The sequence below is a fragment of the Shimia sp. MMG029 genome (assembly GCF_027947445.1).
In the GTDB taxonomy this organism is placed as follows: Bacteria; Pseudomonadota; Alphaproteobacteria; order Rhodobacterales; family Rhodobacteraceae; genus Shimia.
Genome location: NZ_JAQJIM010000025.1, coordinates 1 through 2,598, shown reverse-complemented (window position 1 = coordinate 2,598; position 2,598 = coordinate 1). Strand labels below are relative to the sequence as shown.

Below are 2,598 nucleotides of genomic sequence, written 5' to 3'. Positions count from 1 at the left end.
TGTTGATTGTCACTGAGAACTGACCCGGTATCCCCATAAATTGTCACTGAGGATTGCCCCATGTGAACACATGGCCCCGACGTTTTTGGTTGGGGAGATTTGGAGTGATCGACATGGGATTTTTAAGTGTCATTCGACGCTGGGCATTGCGTGATAAAATGCCAATCAGAGAGATTGCCCGGCGGACGGGTTTGTCTCGGAATACTATCAGGAAGTATCTGCGCGAAGGTGCGGTAGAGCCGGAGTTCAAGACGCCCAAGCGTCCAAGCAAACTGGATCCCTATGCGGATCGTTTGTCCGCCTGGCTTTTGATCCAGACGCGGAAGTCACGCAAAGAGCGGCGGACAGTGAAGCAAATGCATGCTGATCTCGTGAAGCTCGGATATGGCGGCTCCTATGAACGCGTCGCGGCTTTTGCGCGGGCTTGGCGTGAAGATCGGCATCGTGCGGAGCAGACGACAGGTCGCGGGACCTATGTGCCCTTGGTGTTCCAGCCGGGGGAGGCGTTCCAATTTGATTGGAGCGAGGACTGGGCCAATATCGGCGGCGAGCGCGTCAAGCTTCAAGTTGCGCATATCAAGCTGTCACACAGCCGGGCGTTCCTGGTGCGGGCTTATCCGCTGCAGTTCGCACAGGTCCACCGAAGGTGGCGAACAGTCCGGGGGACTGTTTGAGGTAAGAACGGGCGGAGCCCCACGAGATGCTGTTCGACGCACATTGGCATGCGTTCCGCGTCTTCGGCGGTGTGCCCGGCCGCGGGATCTACGATAACATGAAGACCGCCGTTGATCGTGTTGGCAAAGGCAAGCAGCGGGACGTCAACGCCCGCTTCAAGGCTATGGCCAGCCACTACGTTTTTGAGCCTGAGTTTTGTAATCCCGCTGCGGGTTGGGAACGAGCCTTTGTCCGCCATTGGTCCGAGGACAATGGCGAGTGGCCAGGTTGAGAAGAGCGTGCAAGACGCCCGCAACCGCATGTGGCAAGTCATGCCGGTCTTTGCCGATCTGGCAGAGCTGAACCATTGGTTGGAAGATCGCTGCATTGCCCTGTGGGCGGAGACCCCGCACAAGGCCTTGCCGGGATCCATTGCTGATGTGTGGGAGGCCGAGAAGCCCATGCTGATGGGGCTGCCGCCCGCCTTTGACGGGTTTATCGCACACAGCAAACGCGTGTCACCAACATGCCTGATCACCTTTGAGCGTAATCGCTACAGCGTGCCCGCCAGCTTTGCGAACCGGCGGGTCAGCCTGCATGTTTATCCCGAACGGCTGGTCGTCGTCGCCGAAGGGCAAACCGTTTGTGAACATGCGCGGAGCATTGACCGATCGCACCGCAAGCCCGGCAAGGTCATCTATGATTGGCGGCACTATCTCGCTGTGATCCAACGCAAACCGGGTGCCCTTCGTAATGGCGCACCGTTCACTGAGATGCCGGATGTCTTTCGTCAGCTTCAGGATGACATGCTGCGCAAGGATGGTGGCGACCGGGAAATGGTCGACATCCTGTCGTTGGTTCTCTAGCACAATGAAGAGGACGTTTTGTGCGCAGTAGAGTTGGCACTGGAAGCAGGCGTTCCCACCAAGACGCACATCCTGAACCTGTTGCACCGATTAATCGACCGCAAACCGTCAGATCACCCTGAGGTCGATCCGCCTGACGCTTTGTCATTGCAAACAACGCCAGAGGCCAACGTAGATCGCTATGACGGCTTGAGACAGGCTGGGGAGAAGCGCCATGCGTCATGATCCAGCAGGCGCCTCTATCGTCATCATGCTGCGCAGCCTCAAGCTCTATGGCATGGCAAATGCGGTCGAAGACTTGGTCGCCCAAGCTGCTCCCGCATTCGAAGCGGCCACGCCAATGCTGTCACAGCTTCTCAAGGCAGAGATCGCAGAACGGGAGGTGCGGTCCATCGCCTACCACACCAAGGTGGCGCGCTTCCCAGCATATAAAGATCTCACCGGCTTCGATTTTACATCCAGTGAGGTCAACGAAGCGACCGTGCGGCAACTGCATCGCTGCGAGTTCATTGAAGCGGCAGAGAATGTCGTCCTGATCGGCGGGCCCGGAACCGGCAAGAGCCACACCGCGACAGCAATTGGCGTGCAGGCGATTGAGCACCACAGGCGAAAGGTCCGCTTTTTCTCGACCGTAGAATTGGTCAATGCGCTGGAACAGGAAAAGGCCCTCGGCAAGGCCGGAAAACTGGCTGAGATGCTGACCAAGGTCGACTTGGTTATCTTGGACGAGCTCGGCTACCTATCGTTCAACTCATCGGGTGGGGCGCTGCTCTTCCATCTGCTCAGCAAGCTCTATGAGCGCACCAGCGTGATCATCACCACCAATCTCAGCTTCTCGGAATGCGCGCAGGTGTTCGGTGATGCAAAGATGACCACAGCGCTCCTCGACCGGCTCACACATCGATGCCACATCCTCCAGACTGGCAACGACAGCTACCGCTTTAAGGCCAGTGCAAAGGCCGCAAAGAAAACAGGAAAGGAGACCGCAACATTGACCGCGTCATAAACAAAGACGCATAACTGAGGCTGGGTCAAATCTCGGTGAAAATAACGGGTCAGTTCTCACTGACAATCAACA

Annotated in this window: 1 protein-coding gene and 1 pseudogene; both read left to right on the top strand. The window is 57.2% G+C overall.

The window, feature by feature from the left end; genetic code table 11:
* Positions 1 to 113: 113 nt before the first annotated feature.
* Positions 114 to 1,745: pseudogene (locus PJL69_RS20210) on the top strand (IS21/IS408/IS1162 family transposase).
* Positions 1,735 to 2,526: an IS21-like element helper ATPase IstB gene (gene istB / locus PJL69_RS20205; RefSeq protein ID WP_271311298.1), complete on the top strand. Its 792-nt coding sequence runs from the start codon at positions 1,735 to 1,737 to the stop codon at positions 2,524 to 2,526. The pseudogene PJL69_RS20210 and the gene istB overlap by 11 nt, the downstream one beginning before the upstream one ends.
* Positions 2,527 to 2,598 lie beyond the last annotated feature (72 nt).